Consider the following 24,242-nt stretch of genomic DNA (forward strand, 5'->3'; position numbering starts at 1 on the left):
GGCTGATACGGAGCACTCGAATGCGCTTAACAGGGAACCCATGAGGCTCATCGCCCTTGACTACTAAGCATACTTAGCTTTAGGGTTTAAGTTGGAAGTGCATAACAGAATAGTCAATCGGGCTCTCCAAGGCTTGATGCCCCGCCGGAATCCACCGGCGCTTGGGCGCCCACCCGGTTGAACCGCCTTCCCACCGCCGATCCGGCGGACGCCAGAAGAAGCAACCACCGAGACGCCCGGTTCCTGCGCCGTGCAGCAGCACGGCTACAGCAGTCCAGACCTAGTAGCGGACTGTCTGCCAGGGGAACCAAGGGTTGAAATCAAGGGAGCGAAACTATGTCAGTTCTGAAAAAAGTCACCGCCGCAGCCGCTGGAAGCCTGTTCCTGACGGGCGCCGTTGCGGGCCCGTCGCAGGCAGCGGACAACACCACGCTGAATGACGGCCTTGTTAGTGTCACGGTCGGTGACATCACCGTCGAGGATGCCGTTGACGTTAATGTGGCCGCCAGCGTGGCAGCAACCCTCTGCGACGTCGCTGACATCGGATCGGTGGCAGTTCTCGGCGAAGCAGTAGATGCCACCGGCACCGAGCAAACTGTCTGCGACACCGCCACGGGGCCGGTCCGCATCGTCAACAACTAGCACAAGAGCATAGTTTCACGCGGAGCCCCAGCCATCGGCTGGGGCTCTTCCGCGTGCGGCTTCCCTGGCCTAAGGAGCAACCTGGACGAGGCTCAGGACCCCGCCCTGCGGATCGCGGATGGTGGCCGGCCCCTCCGCGGAATCGTCCGCGGGCTCCACCAGGACCTGGCCGCCTGCGGCCAGTGCAGCCTTGACGGCTGCCCGCAGGTCCGCCACCCCAAAGTAGATGTGCCATTCCGCCGTCGCACCCAGGTCGGAGGGGAGGACGCCGGCCACCTCCCTGCCCCCGGCCATCAGGGCGCTGTAGCTCGCGCCGTCGTCCTGCGGGTACTCGGTGACCTCATGCCCAAACAGTTCCTGGAAGAAGCCGACGGCGGCCTGGGGTTCGGGCGTGGACAGTTCCGCCCAGGACAGGGCGCCGGGCTCGTTGGACAGGCTGCTCCCACGATGGGTTCCCGCCTGCCAGATACCTGTGGTTCCTCCGCCGGGTGGTGCCAGGAAGGCGAGGACCCCGGTGTCGCCCACGTCCTCGGGCCCAAACTCCGCTGTCCCGCCGGCGTGCACCGCATCCTGCATCAGCGAGACGGCGTCCGTGGCCGCGAAGTACACGTTCCAACGGGCCGGATCGCCGGCCGCCTGCTGCGAGGGGTTCTGCGGAGCAATAACGGAGACAAGCTCTCCGTCCGTGAAAGCCTGCGAGTAGCTGCGGCCGTCCGGCGTGGGAAAGTCCCTGTACGTCCAGCCAAACACCCCGGAATAGAAGTTCTTGGCTGCTTCAACGTCGGCGGTCTGGAGGTCAGCCCAGCAGGGCTCGCCGTGCTGGTATGCGTCAACTTTTGGCATGCCCCAACGCTACACGGGGGCTGAGAAATTCAGGCTCGGGGAACCAGGGGGCTGGGGGAACCAGGAAAAGCCCGCTGCCTGCACTCAATGAGTGCAAACAACGGGCTTCCTAACTGATGTCAGGACCTGCATCCGCCGGGATGCGGGTACCGAAAAAGAAGCGCTGCACCGGCGGGCACGGCAGGGTAAGGTGCTGTTTCCGTTAGTGCGGCGGCGTCACAGGGCTGCCCTCTTGTAGGCCTGGCAGCTTGCGACAACTAGCCGATGCGACGGGTGTCTACCTCGTCGTCGTCTTCTTCCAAATCATCCGCGTACTTATCCACATACGCCGAATAGTCCGGCTCAACCGGCTCATTCGCGTAATGGCTCGTGGCACGACTGCTTGGGCCCGTCAGCTCACGCTGAAGTGCCGAATAGTCAGTGTTCGGGGAGTAGTACTTTATATCCCGAGCCTGCTTGGTAGCTTTTGCCTTTTGACGGCCGCGCCCCATGGCGTGACCCCCTTTTGTACTTGGACCGGAGGTGGTCACCTTTGGCGATGGTGAGGCCCCGGAATGTTTGGTCAATTTGTCGTACACCTAGATTACATGCTTTCGGCGGCCCCTGCTTGCCAGTCAGGGCCCCCTACAGTGCCCTGCGCTACCATTCCCCCGCTGCGCCCCCGAGTTTCCAGCTTTTTTCTTCGGTAGAGTCGCTTAAACAACTGCCGAAACTGGATGGCTGACCCGCTGCCCACCCGGACAGACTGCAGGAGGATGCACCCACGTGAACCACCAGGACGTCCCGCCGAAGCCCGCCTCGCCGCCCACAGCCGGGCTCCCCAAGGTGCCCGCCAAAAACCCTGCCGCCCAGAACCCTGCCGCCGGACCAAACCCGGCACCGGCCCCGCCGCCGGCGTCCGTCACGTGGTCCCGGCCACTGCCCGAACCTGAGCAGCCACCGTCCCGCAGGGTGCGGCCGGGAACGCAGCGGACGCTGTGGAAGGTGCTGTTCGGCGTCGTCCTCGTGGCGGTGGTTGGTGGCCTGGTGTGGCTCGCAATGTGGCTGAACTCGGGGGCGGGGTCGGAAGAGGCCCGGGGCAATCCCGGCGTCCTGGAGACAAGCGTCACGCCGCGGGCAACACCGCTCCCCCTGCCGCGTGAAGGCGTGCAGCCTGGCGAATATGCGTTGGGCGACTGCTTTGCAGACTTCGACCCCGAGGCCCTGGCTTCCAGGATGGTGCCCTGCGATACGGCCCATTCCGCGCAGCTGGTGGCCGTTTTCCGCTACCCGGACTCCGAGGCTTACCCCGGCGCCGAAGCGCTCAAGGCCAAGGCGCTGGAAGCGTGCCAGGCGGCGAAGCTGGGCCCGGCCGCCAACGAATACCAGCTCAACTTCCAGCGCAGCTTTCCGAGCAGCACCAGCTGGGATTCCGGGGACCGCAGGGTGGACTGCTACGTCTCGGCCCCCGGCGGCAACGTCATTAACGCAAGCGTGCTGCCCTAGCGGAAAACCGCCAGGGCAGCACGCCTGCTGATATTCGGCCGGCCCGTCAGGGCCAGCGGGGCGTTAGCCCTTCCGCCGCACGGACAGGCCCGAGCTCAGGGCACCGGTCAGGGCGTCGACGTCGTCGCTGGAAAGCTCCCCGGCGTCCGCCGTATCCACCAGCACGGTGTCGCCGTCGCTGATATCCCCGGCCAGGATGGACTTGGCCAGCCGGTCGCCGATTTCGCGCTGCACCAGCCGGCGGAGCGGACGGGCGCCGTACGCGGGATCGAAGCCGGAGATGGCCAGCCATTCCTTGGCGGCGTCGGTGACGTCCAGGGTCAGCCTGCGTTCGTGCAGGCGGCGCCCCAGTTCGGCAACATGCAGGTCCACGATCCGCGAGAGTTCCTCCACACTGAGCGCGTCGAACAGCACCACCTCGTCCAGCCGGTTCAGGAACTCCGGCTTGAAGGACGCGTTGACGGTGGCCATGACGGCGTTCCGCTTGGCTTCGGCATCCAGGGACTGATCCACCAGGAACTGGCTGCCCAGGTTGGAGGTCAGCACCAGGATGACGTTGCGGAAGTCCACGGTGCGGCCCTGCCCGTCGGTGAGCCGGCCGTCGTCGAGCACCTGCAGGAGGATGTCGAAGACTTCGGGGTGGGCCTTCTCCACCTCATCCAGCAGCACCACGGAGTACGGCCTGCGGCGCACGGCCTCGGTCAGCTGGCCGCCCTCCTCGTAGCCGATGTAGCCCGGAGGCGCGCCCACAAGCCGTGCCACGGAGTGCTTCTCGCCGTACTCGGACATGTCGATGCGCACCATGGCGCGTTCGTCGTCGAACAGGAAGTCAGCCAGGGCCTTGGCCAGTTCGGTCTTGCCGACGCCGGTGGGACCCAGGAAGAGGAACGAGCCGGTGGGCCGGTTGGGGTCGCTGATGCCGGCCCGGGCACGCCGGACGGCATCAGACACCGCCGCAACGGCCTTGGCCTGGCCGATCAGCCGCCTGCCCAGCTCCTCCTCCATGTGCAGCAGCTTCTGGCTTTCGCCCTGCAGCATGCGGCCAGCGGGGATGCCGGTCCAGGCGGAGATCACCTCGGCGATGTCCTCGGCCGTCACTTCCTCGGCCACCATTTGTGAGGATTTGTCGGTGACGGCGGCTTCGGCTTCCGCAGCCATGTTCAGCTCGCGTTCCAGCGCAGGGATCTCGCCGTAGAGGATCCGGGAAGCAGTTTCCAGGTCGCCTTCGCGCTGGGCCTTGTCCGCGGCGGACCGCAGCTCGTCCAGCTTGGCCTTCAGGTCGCCCACCCGGTTGAGGCCCGCCTTCTCTGCCTCCCAGCGGGCTTTCAGCCCGTTGAGCTCCTCTTCCTTGTCCGCCTTGTCCGCGCGAAGGGCTGCCAGCCGCTCCACCGACGCCTCGTCCTTCTCGTCCTGCAGGGCCAGCTCCTCCATAGTGAGCCGGTCCACCAGGCGCTGGAGCTGGTCGATTTCCTCCGGAGCGGAGTCGATCTCCATCCGCAGCCGGGACGCGGCCTCGTCCACCAGGTCGATGGCCTTGTCCGGCAGCTGCCGGCCCGAGATGTAGCGGTTGGACAACGTCGCGGCGGCCACCAGGGCAGAGTCCGCGATGGACACCTTGTGGTGCGCCTCGTAGCGTTCCTTCAGGCCGCGGAGGATGCCGATGGTGTCCTCCACGCTGGGCTCGCCAACATAGACCTGCTGGAACCGGCGTTCGAGCGCCGCGTCCTTCTCGATGTTTTCGCGGTACTCATCCAGGGTGGTGGCACCGATCAGCCGCAGCTCGCCGCGGGCCAGCATGGGCTTAAGCATGTTGCCCGCGTCCATCGAGGAATCGCCGGTGGCACCGGCGCCCACAACGGTATGGATCTCGTCGATAAAGGTGACAATCTGCCCTTCGGAGCCCTTGATCTCCTCAAGGACGGCCTTCAGCCGCTCTTCGAATTCGCCGCGGTACTTTGCGCCGGCAACCATGGAACCAAGGTCCAGCGAGATCAGCGTCTTGCCGCGCAGGCTTTCCGGGACGTCGCCCGCCACCATCCGCTGCGCCAGCCCTTCCACCACGGCCGTCTTGCCCACACCCGGTTCACCGATGAGTACCGGGTTGTTCTTGGTGCGGCGGCTCAGGACCTGGACCACGCGCCGGATTTCGGAGTCACGGCCGATTACCGGGTCCAGTTTGCCGGCACGGGCCATGGCAGTGAGGTCCGCGCCGTACTTCTCAAGGGCCTGGAAGGTATTCTCCGGGTCCGGGCTGTCCACCTTGCGGTCACCGCGGACACCCGGCAGGGCGGCGAGCAGTGCTTCGCGGGAGGCGCCGGCGTCGCGCAGCACCCGCGCCGCTGCATCGTTTCCGCCCGCAAGGCCCAGGAGGAGGACCTCGGTGGAGACGAAGGTGTCGCCCAGCCGGTCGGCTTCCTCCTTGGCGTTCTGGATGGCCTGCAGCGCGGGACGGGAGAGCTGCGCCTGCTGGCTGGAACCGCCGGACGTGGCGGGCAGTGCCTTGATGGCGCTGCTGGCCTGGACGCTGACCGCGTCCGGCTCGGCGCCGGTGGCGCGCAGCAGCGCAACGGCAACGCCTTCACGCTGGTCCATCAGCGCCTTGAGCAGGTGCGCGGGCTCCACCTGCGGGTTGCCGGCCGTGGAGGCGTTCATGGCCGCAGCCGAAAGAGCCTCCTGGCTCTTGGTGGTGAATTTGACGTCCAAAGAGAGCTCCTTTCAGGGCAGTTTTCCTAAGTTGAGTCTACTACGCTCAACTTTGTGACGACTGATTCACTAGCCATGTTTGCCCACGGCGAAACCCCTGTCCAGAGCCGGAAGTCCCCCCGGTCATGCCTCGTAGACGGACACCTCGGCGGACTTGACCACGAAATGCACCGTCATGCCGGGAACCAGCCCCAGGTCGGCCGAGGCCGCCGGGGTGATGTCCGCCGCCATCCCGCCCGCCCGGACCCGGATCTGGTCGCCGTGGGGCTCCAGGTCCGTGATGGCGACGGCGAAGGAGTTGCGGGGGCTGCCGTGCGCGTCGGTCACGAACACCGACACGGCCGACGGCGGAAACACCGCCACGCCGGGCCGGCCCGCCGCCCGCACCTGGCCGGCATCCTCCAGGTGCCCGTAAACCTCCCGCCCCTGGCTGGTCCTGACCCCGTTGGCCGTCAGCGTGCCCGGCACGAAGTTCAGCCCGGCCAGGCCGGCGGCGAAGGAACTCCGGGGCCGTTCGAGCACCTGCCGGGTGGGGCCTACCTCCACGATGCGGCCACCCTCCAGGATGGCCACCCGGTCCGCGAGCATCAGCGCGTCCAGCACATCGTGCGTGACGATGATGGCCTGCCGGCCGGCGAGCACGCGTTTGAGCAGGCGGCGCAGCATCGGGGCTGAGTGGATGTCCAGCGCCGCCAGCGGTTCGTCCAGCAGGAGGAGGGCGGGATCGGCGGCGAGCGCGCGTGCCACCGCCACCCGCTGCGCCTGCCCGCCGGAGAGCTCGGCCGGACGCCGCCCGGCCAGGTCCGCTGCCTCCACTTCCGCCAGCCAGCGCCGGGCCTCGCCCTCGGCTGTCCGCCGGGAGGCCCCCCTGCTCCGCGGCCCGAAGGCCACGTTCTCCAGGGCAGTGAGGTGCGGAAACAGCAGGGCTTCCTGTGCCAGGAGGGCGGCACCCCGGCTGTGCGGCGGGGCCCACCGGCGGGTGGTGCCGTCCAGGTGGAAGAGCGCGCGGCCATCGAGGTGCGCGCGGCCGGTGTCCGGCTTGAGCAGGCCGGCGATGGTGGACAGCAGGGTGGACTTGCCCGCCCCGTTCGGGCCCATGACCGCGAGCGTTTCGCCCGGTGCCACGTCCAGGGCCACGTCGAAGCCCCGCTCAGCCACGGCTGCGTGGTAGGAGAACGTCACGGCAGAACCCCTCCCGCCGGGGCGGCCGCCGTCGTCCGTTCACCCGAAGCCTGCCGGGCGCTGCTGCGGGGGCGCCGGTAGGCGAGTGCCACCACGGCCACAGCCACCGCCACCAGGACCAGTGACAGCGCGAGGGCGGCATCCGGGTCCGTCTCCCGCTGCAGGTAGATTTCCAGCGGCAAGGTCCGGGTGACCCCCTGCAGGCTGCCGGCAAACGTGAGGGTGGCCCCGAACTCGCCCAGGCTGCGGGCAAAGGACAGCACCGCGCCGGACGCCAGGCCGGGCAGCATCAGCGGCAGCGTGACGCGGCGGAAAACAACGCCGGGCGGCGCGCCGAGCGTGGCCGCCACGGCCTCGTACTTCTGCCCCCCAGTCCGCAGCGCCCCTTCCAGGCTGACCACCAGGAACGGCAGCGCCACGAACGTCTGGGCCAGGACCACCGCCGTGGTGGAGAAGGCGACCTGGAGTCCGAGCACGTCCAGTGTCCCGCCCAGCAGGCCCTGCCGGCCGAACGTGTACAGCAGTGCGATGCCTCCGACGACGGGCGGCAGCACCAGCGGCAGCAGCACCAGCGAGCGCAGCAGGCCCAGCAAGGGAAAACGTCCGCGCGCCAGGACAAGGGCCAGCGGAACGCCGAGCACGATGCACAGCACAGTGCTCGCTGCCGAGGTGCGAAGGCTGAGTCCCAGCGCTGTGACGGCGGATTCCGAGGTGACCAGCGGCAGGAAATTGCCCCAGTTGACCCGGCTGACGATGGCGAGCAGGGGAAGGACAATGACCAGGGCTGCCAGGACTGCCAGGACGTAGAGCCAGCGGGGCACGCCTGTATAGGCCGTCCGCGTCACGGGGTGCCGGCCCCGAAACCGGCCCGTTCCAGCACATGCCGGCCTTCGGGGCCGGCCACCAGGTCCACGAACGCGCGCGCGGCTGTGGTGTTCCCGCCGGCCATTGCGGCGACCGGATAGCTGTTCACCATCCCCGCCGCTTCGGGGAACGGGACGCTTTCCACCTTGTCACCGGCGGAACGGATGTCCGTCGTATAGACCAGGCCGGCATCAGCCTCTCCGGACACCACCTTGCCCAGCACGTCGGTGACGGAGTTTTCCTCGCTGACCGGCTGCAGGTCCGCCCCCTGCTGTTCCGCCACCGCGGCTGCCACTGCACCGCACGGCACCTGAACGGCGCAGGTGACGAGCCGTGTGCCTGTCCTGGAAAGGTCGGCAAAGGAGCGGATGCGGGCAGGGTTGCCGGGCGGGACAGCGATGGCGAGGGTGTTGGTGGCGAAGACCTGCGGGTCGCCGTCGAGCAGCCCGGCGTTCCGCAGCTTGTCCATGTTCCTGGTGTCCGCCGAGGCGAAGACGTCCGCGGGTGCGCCCTGGCTGATCTGCGTGGCCAGGTCCGACGAGCCGGCGAAACTCAGGGTGACGTCGGTACCGGGGTTCTGCGCCTCGAACATCCCGGCCAGTTCGGTGAAGCTGGATTTCAGCGAGGCGGCAGCGAAGACGGTCAGGGTCCCGCCGGCTCCTCCGGTGGAGTGGCCGGGAGCGGCGCTGCCCCCGGAGCAGCCGGCGAGCCCGGCTGCCAGGACCCCGGCTGCCAGGACAAGGGCGGCAAGCACGACGCCGGCCTGCCGCCTCACAGCGCGCCCTTCCCCTGCGGGGTTTCGATAATCACGTTAGTGGCCTTCACCACGGCGGTGGCAATGGACCCCGGCTCCAGCCCCAGCTCCCGGACGGCCTCGCTGCTCATCAGGGACACCACCCGGAACGGGCCGCACTGCAGCTCCACCTGGGCCATGACCTTGTCCGCCTTGATGTCCGTCACCAGGCCGATGAACCTGTTCCGGGCCGAGCTGCCTGTCCGGTGCGGATCGTCCGGCAGCTGCGCCAGCTTCCGGGCATGGCGGGCAAGCTCAAGCCCGTCGACGGCGAGCCGGCCCGCGTCGTCCCGCAGCGGGGTGAGGGAACCGTTGTCGGTCCAGCGGCGCACGGTGTCGTCACTGACACCGAGGAAGCGCGCGGCCTCGGAGACGCGGATGATGGTCACTCGCCCACTATAGGGCGCATTTGCGGAACTATTCATTCCTTTCCTCCGCTTTTTCGACTTATGACTGCCCGCCTCGGTCCGCCGCTGGGCACCCCGCCCGGCACTACTAGACTTCCTGCATGGCCATTTACATCGACCCGCCGCTATGGCCTGCACACGGCACGCACTTCTCCCATCTGGTCTCGGACACCTCCCTGGCCGAACTCCACACTTTCGCCGCGGCGGCGGGGATCCCTGAACGGGCCTTCGACGGCGACCACTACGACGTTCCCGAACGCCGTTTCGATGAACTGGTGGCGGCCGGTGCAATGCCCGTCGAGGCCAGGATGCTGGTCCGCAAGCTGATCTCCAGCGGCCTGCGGATCCCCGCCCGGCAGCGGAACAAGTCGCTCAAGATGCCGCTGCAGCTCCGCTGGGATGCCATCATGCCCGGCCACGACGCCCTGTTCCTTGACCTGCTGGACCGCTGGAGCGAACCGCACCGCCACTACCACGGCTGCACGCACCTGCTCTCGGTGCTCGAATCCCTGGACCTGCTCACCGAGCCGGCCGACCCGCCCCGCACCGTCCTCCTGGCCGCCTGGTTCCACGACGCCGTGTACCAGGGGATTCCCCTGCAGGATGAAGAGGAATCCGCCCGGCTCGCCGAGGACCGCCTCAGCGACGCGGGCCTGCCGGACGCCGACGTGGCAGAGGTGGCGCGGCTGGTCCGGCTGACCGGCGACCATCGCCCCGAGGCAGGGGACAGCGACGGCGCCCTCCTGTGTGACGCCGACCTGTCAGTCCTTGGCGGTGACCCGGACGAGTACGCCCGCTACCTCGCAGCTGTGAGGAAGGACTACGCCCACGTGGGCGACGCCGACTTCGCAGCCGGGCGTGCCTCCGTCGTACGCCGCCTGCTGGAACTGGACCCGCTCTTCCACACCGGCCGGGCGAAGGAGCTGTGGCTGGATGCCGCGCAGCGGAACCTGGAAGGTGAACTGGTATGAACGCCCCCTCTTCGAAGACCCTGCACGTGCATTCCGCGAATGCCGCGCACCGGCAGCTCCCCTACACGGTACGGATGGAGTGGGGGCTCGACGGCGCCAGGACCGTGGCGCACGGGGCGGACCTTGCCGTGGTGGTGGATGTCCTGTCCTTCGGCACGTGCGTCAGCGTTGCCCTCGACCGGGGCGCGGAGGTGTTTCCGTACCCCTGGAAGGACACCGGCGCGGAGGACTTCGCAGCCCGCCACCAGGCCCGGCTGGCGGGACCCCGCGACGGCGGCGGGCTCAGCCTGTCCCCTGCCACTTTCCGGGCGGCGGAACGCTTGGGGCGCGTGGTCCTGCCCTCCCCCAATGGCTCAGCCCTGTGCCATGCGCTGGCCCGGGAAGTTCCGCTGGTGGCCGCGGTATGCCTGCGGAATGCGGCGGCCACCGCCGACTGGGTGGCGGCGAACCTTCCGGAGGACGCCGTGATTGCCGTGGTGGCCGCGGGTGAACGCTGGCCGGACGGAAGCCTCCGCCCCGCCGTCGAGGACCAGATCGGGGCCGGCGCCTTCATCGCCGGCCTGGCAGCCTCCGGCAAGGGCGGTTACGAGGCGGCGGAGGGCCGGGACGGCAGGCACGGCTACGCGCCGGAAGCGGAACTGGCCATGGCCGTCTTCGAAGCCGCCGAGCCGGACCTCCGCGAAATGCTGAACGGCTGTTCCAGCGGACGGGAACTTGCCGGCGCCGGCTATGGCGGGGACGTGGACATCGCCGCCGAACTGGACGACAGCGATGCCGTCGCCATCCTCGTGGACGGCGCGTTCCGGTCTACCGCTGGACCCGCCAGCCCGCGCCCCTGACCGCGGCCTGGGGTTTACCGGTAGGCCTTCACGAACGGCGTGCTGGTGGGCACGATCTGCTTGCCCAGCGGCATCAGGGAGACAGGAATGAGCTTCAGGTTGGCGATGGCCAGCGGGATGCCGATGATGGTCACTGCCATGGCGAAGGCCGTGACCACGTGGCCGATGGCGATCCAGATGCCCGCAACCAGCAGCCAGATGACGTTGCCCAACATCGGGAAGATGCCCGCGCCGCCCGGCTTGTCCACCACGGTTCGGCCGAAAGGCCACAGTGTGTAGGCGGCAATCCGGAAGGAGGCGATGCCCCACGGGATGGTGATGATCAGCAGGCAGCAGACCACGCCGGCCACGAAGTATCCCAGGGCGAGCCAGAGGCCGCCGAAAACCAGCCAGATGATGTTGAGCAGCGTCTTCATTCATCCATTGTCCCCCGGCAGGTGCCACGCCATGGTGGGGGAAGCCCCTGACCGGACCCTGAAATCACCGGCCCCTGGAATCACCGGCCCCGGAAGCGTCTCGGGTCCGGCGTCAGACCGTGGCGTCCGACTTCGCGGCGTGCACGAAGGCGCGGATCTTGGCCAGGTCCTTCACCCCGCGGGATGCCTCCACGCCGGAGGACACGTCAACGCCCCACGCCTGGGCGGACGCAGCTGCCTGGCCCACGTTCTCCGGGTCAAGTCCGCCGGCCAGCAGCCACTTGCGTCCCTGCAGCTCGGGCACCTCGGCCATCGCGGCGTAGTCCCAGGTTTCGCCGGAGCCCGGCACGGCGGCATCGATCAGGAGCAGGTCCTCGCCCCAGTCTTCAATCTCGTGCCGCGTGGCATCCATGGTGACGGCCCTGATGACCTTCATGCCGGCGTCGTGCACCGTGGCAATGTCCTCCCGGGTGCGGGCGCCGTGCAACTGGACCCATTCCAGCCCGGCGGCGCGGGCGATGGCGACGGCGTCGGCGACCGGCTCATGCCGGAACACGCCGATGGGGGTGACCCGGCCCGGGACCTCCGCCAGGAGCGAGGACACCTGGTGGGGCGAGACAACCCGCGGACTGGCGGTAAGCACGAAACCCACGGCGTCCGCTCCGGAATCAACCGCTTCGCGGACCGATTCCGGGGTACTGAGACCACACACTTTGACGAACATTCCCGGCTCCTTCAGGCTGTTTTCGTGATGACCCCCCGGAGGAGAGTAGCAGGGAAGGCTGTGACGCGCGACGGCGGGAGGCACAGCCGGGGAACTAGGCTGGGCTGATGCAGATCATCCGCTTCGCAGACCTTAAGGCCGAACCGTGGCGCAACGGCGGCGGCGTGACGCGCCAGCTGGCCAGCAGGCACTCGGCGGCCGGCGGGGAGGACGGCCAGGGCGGAGCCTGGGACTGGCGCGTGAGCATCGCCGACGTCACCAGGGCCGGCGACTTCTCACCCTTCCCGGGGATGGAGCGGCTACTAACCGTGATCGAGGGGGACCTGCTGCTGCTGACCGTTGGAGGCGCCGAGCATCCGGTGGAAAAGTACCGGCCCTTCCGGTTCGACGGCGGGGCGGCCACCGCGGGTGCCCTGCCCACCGGCGATATCCGGAACCTCAACGTCATCACGCGGGCCGGGGCGTACAAGGCGTACACGTCCATCATCGAGCTCTCCAAAAAGCGGTCCAAGCCCCTGTGGGACGGGCAGCTGGGCGTCCTGCTCCAGGGCCAGGCCACGGTGGCCGACGCATCCGACGAACCGGTGGCGCTGGACCGGTACGACGCCGTGATGGGCTCGGACAGCAGCACTCCGGAGATCCTGGGCCGGGGGTTCCTGGCCGTGGTGTCCATCGACCCGGTCGAAGACTGATCCGGGCTGATCTTGGGTTGATCCGCGCTGCTGGATAGGCCAGCCTCGCCTTGGGAAGACGAGCCTTTCCACACTGGTTACCGGTGGCCGCCGTCCCTAGACTCAGGCTATGACCAGAACAACGTTCAACGCGCTCCTGTCCACCCAGATCGCCAATGAGTTCACCGCATCGCAGCAGTACATTGCCGTGGCCACCTGGTTCGCCAACCAGGACCTTCCGCAGCTGGCCAAGTACTTCTACCGCCAGTCGGTGGAGGAACGGAACCACGCCATGATGATGGTGCAGTACATGCTGGACCGCGACATCCCCTTCACCATCCCGGGTGTCCCGGCCGTCCGCAACGACTTCTCCAAAGTCACCGAGCCGCTGGCCCTTGCCCTGAACCAGGAAAAGGAAGTCACCCGCAACATCGAGGACCTGTTCCGGGCTGCCCGCAGCGAGAACGACGCCCTGGGCGAGCAGTTCATGCTGTGGTTCCTCAAAGAGCAGGTGGAGGAGGTGGCGTCCATGACCACGCTGCTGAACATCGCGGAGCGGGCGGACAACCTCTTCGATATCGAGAACTTCATTGCCCGCGAGACCATCGGCGACGGCGGCCGCGACACCGCTGCCCCCGAAGCCGCAGGCGGCGCGCTCTAACCCCCCATCCCAACTAGGTACCGGCACGCGGCTGGTGAGGTTGGCCACCAACGTGGCCAGCCGCCGTCGTGCGTTGCTACGCTGGAAACCAAGGCTCCGCACCCGAGCCTCCGGACGACGGTTCAGTACCCGGCACGCGACAAGACTGGCCAAAGGATCTGTCATGTCGTGGCTAATTCTCCTTCTCTCCGGGGCCCTTGAAGCCGTCTGGGCCGCAGCCCTGCACCGCGCGTTCCAGGCAACAGGCCGCCGCCGGATCGCACCGTCCCTCCTGTTCGTGGTCTCCGTCGCGGCCAGCACCGCCGGCCTGGCCATTGCCATGCAGACCATCCCCACCGGCACCGCCTACGCCGTCTGGGTGGGGGTCGGCGTGGTCCTGACGTCGGCGTACGCCATCGCCACCAAGGTGGAACGCCCGACGGCGGCGCGCCTGCTCCTGCTGTCCGGCATCGCCGCGTGCGTGGTTGGCCTGAAGGTGGTGGCGTGATGCTGAAGCGTTCCGTTCCTTGGCTGGTGCTCCTGGCCTCTGCAGTCCTCGAAGCTGTCTGGGCAACCGCCCTGGGCCTCTCCGACGGGTTCACGAGGCCCCTGCCCACCCTGGTATTCATCGTCACCGCCGCCCTGAGCATGCTGGGCCTGGGCATGGCGATCCGCAGCATCCCGCTGGGCACCGCCTACGCCATCTGGGTGGGTATTGGTGCCGCACTGACTGTGGGCTGGGCGATGGCGACCGGCGTGGAACCCTTCAGCGCGCCCAAGGTGCTGTTCATCGCCGGCATCGTGGCCTGTGCCGCCGGTTTGAAGCTGCTCCCGGCCCGGAAGCAGGCGCCCGCCGCCGAGCAGGCCCCGGAACCTGCCGGGCCCGCCCGCCGCTGATGCAGGCCGGGGCGGTCTAGAGGCCCGGGCAGTCTAGGCTTTTGCCATGGACTCCCCCGAGATCAGCCAGGCTATGGATGCCCTGCGGCGCCGCCTGGTTCCCGGCGCGCGCACCATCCTGGGCATCACCGGCGCGCCGGGCTCGGGCAAATCCACATTTGCCGAGTGGATCCAGCAGCAGTTCGGCCCGGCGACGGCGGTGGTGGTTCCCATGGACGGCTTCCACCTGGGCAACGCCATTATCGACGGGACGCCGCTGCGGCAGCGGAAGGGCGCCATCGACACGTTCGACGCGGGCGGGTACCTTTCGCTGCTCCGGCGCCTGGCGCGCCGGGACGAGCCGGTGGTGTACGCCCCGGAATTCCGGCGCACCCTGGACGAACCGGTAGCCGCTTCCATCGCCGTCCCCGCCGAGATACCCCTGGTTATCACGGAGGGGAACTACCTGCTAGCCGAGCAGGAGCCGTGGAAGGAGGTCCGGGCACAGCTGGATGAGGTCTGGTTCGTGGACACCCCGCAGGAACTGCGGCTTCGCCGCCTGGCGGCTCGGCATGCCTCATTCGGAATGGACCAGGCCGCCGCGGAGGCGTGGGCGGCGGGACCGGACGAAAACAACGCCCGGCTGGTCCAGGCCACCCGGCCTGCCGCGGACCGCATCATCCCCTGGAGCTGAAATGCTCCCACCCAGCAAGGAGGCCACGAATGGCACCAGCAGTACAACTCGGCGACGGACTGTCCGTCAGTCCCCTTGGCTTCGGCGGCATGGCCCTGACCCCCGTCTACGGTGAGGTGGACCCTGCGGATGCGCTGCGGACCCTGCACCATGCCGTGGACGCCGGTGTCAGCTTCATCGACACCGCCGACGTCTACGGCGGGGGCAGCAACGAGGAATTAATTGGCCGCCTGCTCCGGGAGCGGCGCGGCGAGGTCCAACTGGCCACCAAGTTCGGGCTGGTGGGGAGTCCTGCCGGCGGTTATACGGACGTCCGGAACGATGCCGCCTACATCCGCGAGGCCGTGGACCGGAGCCTGCGGCGGCTGGGCACCGACGTCATCGACCTCTACTACATGCACCGCCGTAACCTCCACGTTCCGATTGTGGAAACCGTGGAGGCCATGGCGGAGCTTGTGCAGCAGGGAAAGGTCCGGCACCTGGGCCTGTCTGAAGTGACAGCGCAGGAATTGGAGGAAGCCTCTGCTGTCCACCCCATTGCGGCGGTCCAGAGTGAATGGTCCATCTGGAGCCGCGACGTGGAACGCAACGTTGTTCCTGCCGCCGCCGCCCTGGGGGTGGGGTTCGTGCCGTACTCGCCGCTGGGCCGGGGATTCCTCACCGGCACGGTGGACGCCGCGAGCCTGGGGGACAACGATTTCCGCCGCAACATCCCCCGGTTTGCCCCGGACGCCGCAGCGGCGAACCAGGCAGTGGTGGCCGCCGTCCGGGCGGTGGCCGATGAGCTGGGTGCAACGCCGGCGCAGGTTGCCCTGGCCTGGCTGCTGGCGCAGGGCAGGCGGCTGGGCCTTCCCGTGGTCCCCATCCCGGGCACCCGCAAGCGGGACCGGATCGACGAGAACCTGGGCGCCCTCGCCTTGGACCTCAGCCCCGCCCAACTGGACGCGCTGGGCCAGGCCTCGGACGCCGTCGTCGGCTCCCGCTCAGCCGATCCCACCTGGGTGTCCCAGGGCCGGGAGTAGCCCATCCCGCGGGCTGCGGTCCCTAGACTGAAGCCCATGGACTCACTTCTTCACGACCTGCCGGCCCTGACCATCCGCCGCGTCTCCGTCAGCGACATGGACAACAACGTGTACCTGCTGACCGCCAAGGCCAGCGGTGAACAGGTGCTGATCGACGCGGCCGACGATGCGCCCGCCATCCGGCAGCTGCTGGCGGACGGGGCTTCGGACACCTCCGCCGCGCCCAGCCTTGCGCTGATCGCCACCACCCACCAGCACTGGGACCATGTGCGGGCGCTCAAGGAACTGGTTGAGGCGACCGGCGCGCCCACCGCCGCAGGGGCTGACGACGCCGAGGCGCTGCCCGTTCCGGTGGACCGCCGCCTTGGGCACGGCGACAGGGTTGGCGTGGACGGGTTCGAGCTCACGGCTGTCCATCTTCGCGGACACACGCCGGGCTCGATCGCCTTTGTGTACCAGGACCCGGAAGGCCCGGTCCACATCTTCTCCGGCGACTCGCTTTTTCCCGGCGGCGTGGGCAACACGCAGAAGGATCCCGAGCGGTTCAACCAGCTGCTGTCCGACGTGACGGAGCGGCTGTTCGGCACCTACCCGGATGCCGCCGTCGTGCATCCCGGCCACGGAAAGCCGACGACGCTCGGCGCCGAGCGGCCACACCTGGAGGAGTGGCGCGCCCGGGGCTGGTGAAGGGTTTCGACAGGCTCAACCACCGGTGGTTGAGCCTGTCGAAACCTACTTACTGCTAGCGGCCGCGGCGTTCGTTCGACGCCGGAGCCGAAGCACGGCGGGGACCGCTGCGGGCGGGACGGCCTGAACCGCCGCCGTTGCCGGCGTAGGAGCCGCCGGACGTTCCGCCGGTGTTCGAGGACCAGACAGCCTTGCTGCCGCCCGCGTTGGACGCACCCGCGCCGGAGCGCTGTCCGCCTGAGCGGCCGGCACCTGCAGCCGCGCGCTGGCCGGTGGCCGGACGTCCGGAGCGCTGCCCGCCGGAAGCGGGGCGTCCCGTGCCGCCGCGGGGGGCGTCGCTGCGGGTGATGCGTGAGTCCGTGCGGCCTTCGGCGCTGCGTCCGTCGGAACCCCGGCCGGCTGCTGCGCGGCCGCCTGCGGCGGGAACGTCGTTGCGGTGCGTGCTGCCGGTGGTGCCGCGGCCGCGGGCGTTACGCCGTGCAGCCGCAGCGGCAATGGCGCGGTCCTCGTTCTGCTCGCGGACGAAGTCGGCAGCGGCGCGTGCCTCGGTGCGGCCTTCGAAGGTGGCGGCGCGGCGCTCGGCGCGGGGAACGTCGGTGCGGGCGGGCTCGGCCGAGACCTTGCCGCGGCCGCCACGTCCGCCGCGGCCTCCCGCGGTGGGGGCTGCCTGGCGGCGGGCGCGCTTGCGTTCGGCGTTGGCTCCGGTGGAGGTGCCGCCGCCCTGCTTCTGGGCCTTGGCTGCCAGCAGTGCGGCGCGGGTGCGGGGATCAACCTTGTCCGCCATCTCGCCCACCAGCTCGGCGACGATGGGCGAGCTGGCCGTGACGCGTTCGAAGCTCACGTCCACGCCTGCGGCCTTCATCAGCTTCTTGACATCGGTCTGCTGTTCCGGGAGGGTCAGCGTGACCACGGTGCCGTCGGAACCGGCTCGGGCGGTACGGCCCGAGCGGTGCAGGTAGGCCTTGTGTTCGGTGGGCGGATCAACGTGGATCACCAGTTCGACGTCGTCCACGTGCACGCCGCGGGCAGCGACGTCGGTGGCCACCAGCACGCGCACCTCGCCGGAGGAGAACTCGGCCAGGTTGCGGTCACGGGCGTTCTGCGACAGGTTGCCGTGCAGGTCCACGGCGGGGATCCCGGCGTCGGTCAGGGTCTTGGCGAGCTTGCGGGCGTGGTGCTTGGTCCGCATGAAGAGGACCCGGCGGCCGGCACCGGACGCGAGCTCCACGATCAGCTGCTTCTTGACGGTCTGGTCGTTCACCACCAGGACGTGGTGCTCCATGGTGGTCACCGCTGCCTGCGGATCGTCCACGGAGTGGGTCAGCGGGTTGGACAGGTAGCGCTGGACGATCTTGTCCACGCCGTTGTCCAGGGTGGCGGAGAAGAGCAGGCGCTGGCCCTGGCTGGGGGTCATGTCCATCAGCTTCTTGACCACGGGCAGGAAGCCGAGGTCGGCCATGTGGTCGGCCTCGTCCAGGACGGTGATCTCCACGGCTTCGAGCGTGAGGATGCGCTGGCGGATCAGGTCCTCCAGGCGGCCGGGGCAGGCGATGACGATATCGACGCCGGCGCGCAGCGCCTTCTCCTGGCGGGCCTGGGAGATGCCGCCGTAGATCACCGTGGTGTTCAGGCCTGCGGCCTTGGCCAGCGGTTCGATGGTGGCGTTGATCTGGGTCGCCAGTTCACGCGTGGGCGCCAGGACCAGGCCCATGGGGCGGCCGGGCTTGCGGAAGTACGGCGCTTCGCGTTCGGCCAGGCGGGCCACCAGCGGAATGGCGAAGGCGATGGTCTTGCCGGAGCCGGTGCGGCCGCGGCCCAGGACGTCGCGTCCGGCCAGCGTGTCAGGCAGGGTCTTCACCTGGATGGGGAACGGGGATTCGATTCCCTGCGCGGCAAGGGTATCGGCAAGGGCTTTGGGCGTGCCGAGGGCAGCAAAAGTAGTCAAAGTCAAAGGTCTTTCAGGCGGTATCCGTACGGATATCGGCCCCCGGCGCCGGTTGGCCCAGGGGTTTCGCCGAAGAAAATTCAGGTGGTCACACCAGCCTGCTGCCGCTTATGCAAAGCGACGGCCGGGACCAAATGGAACGCGTTCATCGACGCAGGATGTGCCTCTCACATGAAAAAAGCCCAGTCCCTAAATGGAGGGAACCCGGGCATCACTGCACATCAAGTTTCACCAGTCTAGCATCCCGCGCGGGTTAGCCCTGCCCCGCCGGCCCGGGGGCGTTGCCTCAGCAGGCGGGGCAGGGCAGTGTTGAGGCATGAGCGAACAGGCTGCACAGCACCACGACAGGCATCACGGCGATCCCTTCCCGGGCGGCGGTCCCGGCGGCATCGGCAGCGGGATCCGCGGCGATGACGCCGCCTCGGTCTGGGACGAGCGCTACCGCACCAAGCCGCAGATGTGGAGCGGCAAACCCAACCCCCAGCTGGTGCGGGAAGCCGGCGGACTGAAGCCGGGCAAGGCGCTGGACCTGGGCTGCGGCGAGGGTGCAGACGCCATCTGGCTCGCGCAGCAGGGGTGGACGGTGACCGCCGTCGACGTGTCCGCCGTCGCACTGGAACGCGCGCAGTCGCATGAAAAGGCTGCGCTGGCAAGGGAAAGCGTCCACGCGGCCGACGGTGCCATTGCCAGCCGTATCACCTGGCAGCAGGCCGACCTGGAACAGTGGCAGCCGGAGGGGGCCTTCGACCTGGTGACCTCGCAGTTCCTGCACTCCCAGGAACTCGCCTGGCAGGGGCCGTTGCGGACGGCGGCGGCTGCGGTGAAACCGGGCGGGACGCTGCTGGTGGTGGGGCACCATCCGGACCGGCTTCCACCGTGGGGTGCCAGCCACCACAACCACCGGGACATGTTCTACACCGGGGATGAACTGGTCAGGGAACTGGGGCTGGACGGTCCCGGGTGGCAGCTTGAGGTCCTCACCAGCCGGGAACGCCCGGTGACCGGGCCGGACGGCGAGCACGCCACCATCGCGGACGTCGTCCTGCGGGCCACCCGTCTGACCTGACCCTACGGCCGCCTGGTGGTGACCCGCGGCGCCACCAGTGCCGCGGCTGCGGCGATCACGGCGGCAAGGGCGAAGACTCCGGAGAAGGAGGCCGCCGGCGTCGTAAATGCCGCGAAGACGATGCCCGTCGTGGCCAGCGCCAATGCCCCGCCGAGCGAGTCTGCGATGGACATGGCGGAGCTGTTGAAACCCTCGTTGTCCTTGGTGGACAGGGCCAGGGTCATGACACTCAGCCGCGGATAAAGCAGGCCCATCCCGCCGCCAGCAAAGATCCAGCCACCGATAACGACGGCGGCAGGCCAGGACAGCGCGGAGGTGGCCAGGGCGAGCAGCACCGCCGTCAGGACCATCAGCGCCCCGATCGTCACCGCGGCGCGGTGCGGAAGCCGGGTTCCCAGCCGGCCCTGCACTGCCGATGCCCCTGCCCAGGCAAGCGCGCCGCAGGTCAGGGTGAGGCCGGCAAAGGTGGGCGAAAATTCGTACTGCTCGATCAGCAGGTACGGCAGGTAGACCTCGGCGCCGAAGAACCCGGCCGAGGCGAGTCCGCGGGCCAGGATGACGCTGGGCAGCCCGCGCCGGGACAGGAGCGTGCCGCGGGGAACCAGCGGGCGGACGGCCAGCAGGGCCAGGACGACGGCGGCAACGGCCAGGAGCGCCGTGGCTGCGGGAAGGCCCGGGATACGAACCTCCGCGGACAGGTTCAGCGCCAGCACGGCCACCGCGGCGAGCGCCGCCCACGCGAGCCGGCCCACCGCCCAGGGGACCTTTGGGGCTTTTGCCGACTGCGGCGCCATTCCCCGCAGGACGGGCGCGATCATCAGCAGCGCCGGAATGACCAGGCCCACCACGCCGAGGAACACCCAGTGCCAGCTGAAGACCTGCGCCACGATCCCGGCGGCAAACGGGCCCACGAGGGACGGGATCACCCAGGCCGCGGAGAACGCCGCGAAGATCTTCGGATGCAGCACACCGGGATAGATGCGGGCCACCAGCACATACAGGGCAACGGTGAGGGCGCCTCCGCCCAGGCCCTGGACCAGCCTGCCGGAAACGAGCATCGGCATGCTGGCGGACGTCCCCGCGATCAGCAGGCCCAGGACGAACAGCCCCACGGAGGAGTACAGGGGTGCGGTGGGGCCGCGCCTGTCGGACCAGTTGCCGGCCGCCACCATGCCGATGACACCCGTGGCCAGCGGGCCCGCGAACGCCAGGGCGTAGAGCCCGGCGCCGTCCAGCTCGCGGCTGACGAGGGGCATGATGGTGGTCACCGCGAGGGATTCGAACGCGGCGAGGAACACCAGGGCACACGTGCCGATAGTGACCCAGAGGTAGGGCCGCTGCAGGATCCCGGCGCCGGGATGTGTGGCTGGAAGGGTGGGATCGGGCACGGTCACGGCCTAGCCAACGAACCTGTCGCGGCCGGCGCGGTAGCCGAAGACCGCCGCCAGCAGCCCGACCCCCAGGAACAGGAATCCGGCCGCCGCGAAAGACCCGGTGGCCTGGTGCAGCTGCCCCACCATCAGCGTCCCGGTGGAGCCCAGGCCGTATCCCACGCCCTGCATCATCCCGGACAAGTGCGCGGCGGTGTGCCCGTCCCGGGTCCGCAGCATGATCATCGTCAGCGCCACGGCCGTGAGGCTGCCCTGCCCCAGCCCCAGCAGGCCCGCCCATACCCACACCAGGTCCAGCGGCCCGAAGATGCAGAGGGCGAATCCGGCGCCGGTCATCAGGGCAACCGCCGTATTGACGGCCCGCTGGTCCCGGAACCTCGCGGCCAGCGCCGGCGCGAACAGTGAGCCGAGCATCTGCAGGACGATGCTGGCGGACACCATCAGGCCCGCGGTCCCGCCGTCCACCCCGCGCTCTCGGAGGATAGGCGCCAGCCAGGCGAACACGCTGAAGGACATCATGGCCTGCAGCACCATGAAGAGCGTCACCTGCCACGCCACTGCGGACCGCCACACGTTGACGCCGTCCCTGACGGCCGTGTGCCGGACCGGCCGCTGCCGGACGGCCACCGGGAGGAACAGCAGCAGCACGACGGCGGCGGGCAGCGCCCAGAACCACAGGGCCATTGTCCACTCCCCCGTCGCTGTGTAGACCGGGTAGGTAAAGCCCGCCCCCAGCGCGGCGGATGCGCAGATGGCAGTGGTGTACAGCCCGCCCATGAGGCCCAGCCGGTGCGGGAAGTCGCGTTTCACCAGGCCCGGAAGCAGGACGTTGCAGAGGGCTATCGCGGCGCCGCAGGCCGCGGTGCCGGCGAGGAGGGCGGGCAGATGGCCTGCGGCCGGAAGTTCCACCGGGCGCAGCAGGAGCCCCGCCGTCAGGACGGCCATGGCACCCAGCAGGACGCGTTCCGCGCCAAACCTCCGCGCCAGGACCGGGGCAAGCGGAGCGAACACCCCAAGAAGCGTCACTGGAACGGTTGTCAGGACCACCACCGCCCATCCGGGCAGGACGGCCTGCGAGGAAGCCTCGGGCAGCACCGCGGAAAAGCTGGAAAACACGGTCCGCAGGTTGAGCCCGATGAGCACCAGGCACAGGCCGAGGTAGGCAAGCTGGCGCCGGCTTCCTACCCGGGTGGGCTGCGGCGCGGGCAACTCATCGATCTCGGCGTCCACCAGGGTGCCGGGCTCGGCCCGGGCATGCAGCGCCTTCCCGGCAGGGCTTCCCGGCCGCTGCTTCCTTGCCTCGGCGTTCGTCGCTTCCGTCACCCGCCCATTGTTGCAGGCGCCCACCGCGGGCAGGAGTTGTCCACATACGGCATCCGCGCCCTTTTGGCAGCCAGGCAGCCTCCCTAGGTTTGAAGGGCACCTGCCGGGCCAGTCACTCACAACCAGGGAGAACCATGGACACGCCACCACAGTCCGGGCACATCAACACCGGGACGGGGAACGTCGGGGCGGCGAACATCGCCCCGCCCATCCAGGCCGTTCCGGCACCGGCAAGCAGCGACCATAACAGCAAAGCCGTTGCCGGCCTTGTGCTGGCGGTCGTTGCCCCCGCGAGCCTCCTGCTCACGGCCCCGTTCGCCCGTTTTGCCATGCTCCTGACCTTCCCTTACAGCGGCCCTTCACAGAATCCGTGGCTGGCTCCCCTGGTGTTCTGGAGCCTGCCCCTGATCTTCGGCACCATCTCTGCCTCGCTGGGCGGCTACGCCCTTCGCAAGTCCGGGCTTCGGACCAAGGGGTCCGGACTGGCGCTGGCGGCCTTGTGCATCAACGGCGTGATCTTCATCGTGGGGCTGATCATGACCCTGCGGTTCGTGTCCATGATGCGTTGACGCCCCGTGCCGCGGCTGTCCCCATCGGCCGCGGCTGTCCCCGCCGGCCGGGGGCGGGACCCTCCGGCGGTTCCCGCCCCGGTATCCTTGAAGGGATGAGTGAATCCCCGGAAAACCCCCAGCAGCCGCATGTCCCGAGGCCGGTCACGCCCGGAACACAGGCCTCCTTCGGCACCTACGGCGGCCGGCCGGTCAGCTTCGTCCGCCGCGGCACCCGCCTGCAGGGCCGCCGCCAGGCCGCCTGGGAAGAACATGCGGACCGGTGGGCAGTGGACGTCCCCCGGCACGTCGCGAACACTTCCGTCCACCCGGACTACACGTTCGACGCCGAGGCGGAGTTCGGCCGCAAGGCGCCCCTGATCGTGGAAATCGGCTCCGGCCTGGGTGACGCCATCTGCCATGCCGCGGAGCAGAACCCGGACACTGACTTCCTTGCCGTGGAGGTCTACACCCCCGGCCTGGCCAACACCATCATCAAGATCAACAGCCGCGGGCTCACCAACGTCCGCGTCGTGGAAGCCAACGCTCCCGAGGTCCTCGCCACCATGCTGCCGGCCGGGTCCGTGGACGAACTGTGGGTCTTCTTCCCCGACCCATGGCACAAGTCCCGGCACCACAAGCGCCGCCTGATCCAGCCCGAATTCGCCGCGCTGGCAGCCCGCGCCCTGAAGCCCGGCGGGCTCTGGCGGATCGCCACCGACTGGTCCAACTACGCCATCCACGTCCGCGACGTCCTGGCGGATTCCCAGGACTTCGAAAACCTGCACACCGGCGAGCGCCGGGGACCCGAAAGCCCGCTCACGCAGGTCTGGCAGTCCGGCGTCGAAACCGTCGTGGGAGGCGCCCCCGTCCGTGAAGGCCGCGCACCGGTAAGCACGGAACACACCGGCCCCAACGAAGGCATCGACGAAACCGGCGGCTGGGCTCCCCGGTTCGAAGGCAGGATCCGCACCAGTTTCGAGGCCAAGGCCCACGAGGCCGGGCGGCTGATCTTCGATCTCTGCTACCGCCGCCGATAGCGGAGACGCCCAACAGCACAACCGGGTCAGCCGACGCTGATGCCGGCCACGATCTCCTTCAGCATGCCGAGCCGGGGTTCCACTTCGGGGCTGGCGTACGGCCAGAGCACCACGATGCCGATGAACCGTTCGTTTTCCCAGACACCCACGGTGGCAGCCACCTTGCCTGAGCCGGCGTCGCCGTAGCCCGCCACCACGGCGTAGGCGGCCTTGCCGGGCAGGTCCAGTTCGCCCTCGGCCAGCAGGGTCCCGCCGCGCTCCTCAAGGTAGAAGCCGGCCATGAGATGCGCCCATCCAGTGGCCTGCGGGGCATCCCGGACGGAGGTCTCGTCCTTGATAACGGTCACCAGGACACCGCCCGGCAGGCCGTACTGCTCACTGCCTGGTCCGGCAGTGGAGGACTCCAGGACCTGGGTGTGCTCGGGAAAGTCTGCCGTGAATCCCAGCGGGGATTCGATGTGGACGGACAT

27 protein-coding genes and 1 riboswitch are annotated in these 24,242 nt (G+C 68.9%); of the genes, 14 read left to right on the forward strand and 13 right to left on the reverse strand.

The features are described 5' to 3' along the window. The first annotated feature begins 336 nt into the window (after positions 1 to 336). Positions 337 to 642 carry a hypothetical protein gene (locus tag ACJJV6_RS05970; RefSeq protein WP_407710144.1) on the forward strand — a complete coding sequence of 102 codons (306 nt, stop codon included), beginning with the start codon at positions 337 to 339 and terminating at the stop codon, positions 640 to 642. Positions 643 to 711: 69 nt separating this feature from the next. Here the strand turns inward: ACJJV6_RS05970 and ACJJV6_RS05975 are convergent, their stop codons facing one another. After that, entirely contained in the window at positions 712 to 1,485 is a 774-nt protein-coding gene (locus ACJJV6_RS05975) for a VOC family protein (protein ID WP_407710145.1), read from the reverse strand. 257 nt (positions 1,486 to 1,742) lie between these two features. After that, positions 1,743 to 1,976, reverse strand: coding sequence for a DUF3073 domain-containing protein (locus ACJJV6_RS05980; RefSeq protein ID WP_009359485.1), 234 nt, complete (start codon positions 1,974 to 1,976; stop codon positions 1,743 to 1,745). A 274-nt stretch (positions 1,977 to 2,250) separates the two neighbouring features. Here ACJJV6_RS05980 and ACJJV6_RS05985 point away from each other — a divergent pair, with 274 nt between their 5' ends. Further along, complete coding sequence (locus tag ACJJV6_RS05985; RefSeq protein ID WP_407710146.1) at positions 2,251 to 2,970, forward strand: septum formation family protein; 720 nt, start codon at positions 2,251 to 2,253, stop codon at positions 2,968 to 2,970. A gap of 63 nt (positions 2,971 to 3,033) precedes the next feature. Here ACJJV6_RS05985 and clpB read toward each other — a convergent pair whose 3' ends face one another. The 5 genes from clpB to ACJJV6_RS06010 all read right to left on the reverse strand — a co-directional run bounded on the left by clpB (position 3,034) and on the right by ACJJV6_RS06010 (position 8,901). Beyond that, on the reverse strand, positions 3,034 to 5,673 hold the full coding sequence (clpB, locus tag ACJJV6_RS05990) for an ATP-dependent chaperone ClpB (RefSeq protein ID WP_407710147.1): 2,640 nt from the start codon (positions 5,671 to 5,673) through the stop codon (positions 3,034 to 3,036). Between the two features lie 123 nt (positions 5,674 to 5,796). Then, positions 5,797 to 6,855, reverse strand: a complete 1,059-nt coding sequence (locus ACJJV6_RS05995; protein WP_407710148.1) for a sulfate/molybdate ABC transporter ATP-binding protein — start codon at positions 6,853 to 6,855, stop codon at positions 5,797 to 5,799. Continuing rightward, positions 6,852 to 7,700 (reverse strand): ABC transporter permease, encoded by an 849-nt coding sequence (locus ACJJV6_RS06000; protein WP_407710149.1) that lies wholly within the window; start codon positions 7,698 to 7,700, stop codon positions 6,852 to 6,854. The genes ACJJV6_RS05995 and ACJJV6_RS06000 overlap by 4 nt, the downstream gene beginning before the upstream one ends. Further along, complete coding sequence (gene modA / locus ACJJV6_RS06005) at positions 7,697 to 8,494, reverse strand: molybdate ABC transporter substrate-binding protein (RefSeq protein WP_407710150.1); 798 nt, start codon at positions 8,492 to 8,494, stop codon at positions 7,697 to 7,699. Before modA ends, ACJJV6_RS06000 begins: the two co-directional genes overlap by 4 nt. After that, positions 8,491 to 8,901 carry a molybdopterin-binding protein gene (locus tag ACJJV6_RS06010; protein WP_407710151.1) on the reverse strand — a complete coding sequence of 137 codons (411 nt, stop codon included), beginning with the start codon at positions 8,899 to 8,901 and terminating at the stop codon, positions 8,491 to 8,493. The genes modA and ACJJV6_RS06010 overlap by 4 nt, the downstream gene beginning before the upstream one ends. 119 nt (positions 8,902 to 9,020) lie before the next feature. On the opposite strand from ACJJV6_RS06010, the gene ACJJV6_RS06015 reads away from it, so the two are divergent. Further along, positions 9,021 to 9,890: a DUF4031 domain-containing protein gene (locus ACJJV6_RS06015; RefSeq protein WP_407710152.1), complete on the forward strand. Its 870-nt coding sequence runs from the start codon at positions 9,021 to 9,023 to the stop codon at positions 9,888 to 9,890. Continuing rightward, positions 9,887 to 10,729, forward strand: a complete 843-nt coding sequence (locus ACJJV6_RS06020; protein ID WP_407710153.1) for a 2-phosphosulfolactate phosphatase — start codon at positions 9,887 to 9,889, stop codon at positions 10,727 to 10,729. The genes ACJJV6_RS06015 and ACJJV6_RS06020 overlap by 4 nt, the downstream gene beginning before the upstream one ends. 14 nt (positions 10,730 to 10,743) lie before the next feature. Here ACJJV6_RS06020 and ACJJV6_RS06025 read toward each other — a convergent pair whose 3' ends face one another. Together ACJJV6_RS06025 and ACJJV6_RS06030 are read right to left on the reverse strand one after the other, a co-directional pair. Next, positions 10,744 to 11,145, reverse strand: coding sequence for a YccF domain-containing protein (locus ACJJV6_RS06025; RefSeq protein ID WP_009359589.1), 402 nt, complete (start codon positions 11,143 to 11,145; stop codon positions 10,744 to 10,746). A gap of 112 nt (positions 11,146 to 11,257) precedes the next feature. Beyond that, positions 11,258 to 11,869: a phosphoribosylanthranilate isomerase gene (locus ACJJV6_RS06030; RefSeq protein ID WP_407710154.1), complete on the reverse strand. Its 612-nt coding sequence runs from the start codon at positions 11,867 to 11,869 to the stop codon at positions 11,258 to 11,260. A gap of 107 nt (positions 11,870 to 11,976) precedes the next feature. Between ACJJV6_RS06030 and ACJJV6_RS06035 the strand changes: the two genes are divergently transcribed. The 7 genes from ACJJV6_RS06035 (at position 11,977) to ACJJV6_RS06065 (ending at position 16,459) form a co-directional block, all read left to right on the forward strand. Beyond that, positions 11,977 to 12,561: a HutD family protein gene (locus tag ACJJV6_RS06035; RefSeq protein ID WP_407710155.1), complete on the forward strand. Its 585-nt coding sequence runs from the start codon at positions 11,977 to 11,979 to the stop codon at positions 12,559 to 12,561. Positions 12,562 to 12,670: 109 nt separating this feature from the next. After that, on the forward strand, positions 12,671 to 13,201 hold the full coding sequence (locus tag ACJJV6_RS06040; protein WP_009359586.1) for a ferritin: 531 nt from the start codon (positions 12,671 to 12,673) through the stop codon (positions 13,199 to 13,201). Positions 13,202 to 13,289: 88 nt separating this feature from the next. Beyond that, positions 13,290 to 13,355, forward strand: a riboswitch (guanidine-III (ykkC-III) riboswitch). A 9-nt stretch (positions 13,356 to 13,364) separates the two neighbouring features. Next, complete coding sequence (locus ACJJV6_RS06045; protein WP_009359585.1) at positions 13,365 to 13,688, forward strand: multidrug efflux SMR transporter; 324 nt, start codon at positions 13,365 to 13,367, stop codon at positions 13,686 to 13,688. Next, positions 13,688 to 14,077: a DMT family transporter gene (locus tag ACJJV6_RS06050; RefSeq protein ID WP_407710471.1), complete on the forward strand. Its 390-nt coding sequence runs from the start codon at positions 13,688 to 13,690 to the stop codon at positions 14,075 to 14,077. Before ACJJV6_RS06045 ends, ACJJV6_RS06050 begins: the two co-directional genes overlap by 1 nt. 46 nt (positions 14,078 to 14,123) lie before the next feature. Next, on the forward strand, positions 14,124 to 14,750 hold the full coding sequence (locus ACJJV6_RS06055; RefSeq protein WP_407710156.1) for a nucleoside/nucleotide kinase family protein: 627 nt from the start codon (positions 14,124 to 14,126) through the stop codon (positions 14,748 to 14,750). Positions 14,751 to 14,779: 29 nt separating this feature from the next. Next, positions 14,780 to 15,772, forward strand: coding sequence for an aldo/keto reductase (locus ACJJV6_RS06060; protein WP_407710157.1), 993 nt, complete (start codon positions 14,780 to 14,782; stop codon positions 15,770 to 15,772). Positions 15,773 to 15,808: 36 nt separating this feature from the next. Further along, positions 15,809 to 16,459, forward strand: a complete 651-nt coding sequence (locus tag ACJJV6_RS06065; protein ID WP_407710158.1) for an MBL fold metallo-hydrolase — start codon at positions 15,809 to 15,811, stop codon at positions 16,457 to 16,459. Positions 16,460 to 16,514: 55 nt separating this feature from the next. Here the strand turns inward: ACJJV6_RS06065 and ACJJV6_RS06070 are convergent, their stop codons facing one another. Continuing rightward, positions 16,515 to 18,404, reverse strand: a complete 1,890-nt coding sequence (locus ACJJV6_RS06070) for a DEAD/DEAH box helicase (RefSeq protein ID WP_133347728.1) — start codon at positions 18,402 to 18,404, stop codon at positions 16,515 to 16,517. 316 nt (positions 18,405 to 18,720) lie between these two features. On the opposite strand from ACJJV6_RS06070, the gene ACJJV6_RS06075 reads away from it, so the two are divergent. Continuing rightward, positions 18,721 to 19,470 (forward strand): class I SAM-dependent methyltransferase, encoded by a 750-nt coding sequence (locus ACJJV6_RS06075; protein ID WP_407710159.1) that lies wholly within the window; start codon positions 18,721 to 18,723, stop codon positions 19,468 to 19,470. Between the two features lie 2 nt (positions 19,471 to 19,472). Here ACJJV6_RS06075 and ACJJV6_RS06080 read toward each other — a convergent pair whose 3' ends face one another. Together ACJJV6_RS06080 and ACJJV6_RS06085 are read right to left on the reverse strand one after the other, a co-directional pair. Then, positions 19,473 to 20,858 carry an MFS transporter gene (locus ACJJV6_RS06080; protein ID WP_407710160.1) on the reverse strand — a complete coding sequence of 462 codons (1,386 nt, stop codon included), beginning with the start codon at positions 20,856 to 20,858 and terminating at the stop codon, positions 19,473 to 19,475. A gap of 9 nt (positions 20,859 to 20,867) precedes the next feature. Further along, positions 20,868 to 22,184 carry an MFS transporter gene (locus ACJJV6_RS06085; protein ID WP_407710161.1) on the reverse strand — a complete coding sequence of 439 codons (1,317 nt, stop codon included), beginning with the start codon at positions 22,182 to 22,184 and terminating at the stop codon, positions 20,868 to 20,870. A gap of 134 nt (positions 22,185 to 22,318) precedes the next feature. On the opposite strand from ACJJV6_RS06085, the gene ACJJV6_RS06090 reads away from it, so the two are divergent. Beyond that, on the forward strand, positions 22,319 to 22,753 hold the full coding sequence (locus tag ACJJV6_RS06090) for a hypothetical protein (RefSeq protein ID WP_407710162.1): 435 nt from the start codon (positions 22,319 to 22,321) through the stop codon (positions 22,751 to 22,753). 95 nt (positions 22,754 to 22,848) lie between these two features. Continuing rightward, complete coding sequence (gene trmB / locus ACJJV6_RS06095) at positions 22,849 to 23,772, forward strand: tRNA (guanosine(46)-N7)-methyltransferase TrmB (RefSeq protein WP_009359575.1); 924 nt, start codon at positions 22,849 to 22,851, stop codon at positions 23,770 to 23,772. 26 nt (positions 23,773 to 23,798) lie between these two features. On the opposite strand, the gene ACJJV6_RS06100 is transcribed toward trmB, so the two are convergent. After that, positions 23,799 to 24,242 (reverse strand): hypothetical protein, encoded by a 444-nt coding sequence (locus ACJJV6_RS06100; protein WP_407710163.1) that lies wholly within the window; start codon positions 24,240 to 24,242, stop codon positions 23,799 to 23,801.

Source organism: Arthrobacter nitrophenolicus, from assembly GCF_045833485.1.
GTDB lineage: Bacteria > Actinomycetota > Actinomycetes > Actinomycetales > Micrococcaceae > Arthrobacter > Arthrobacter nitrophenolicus.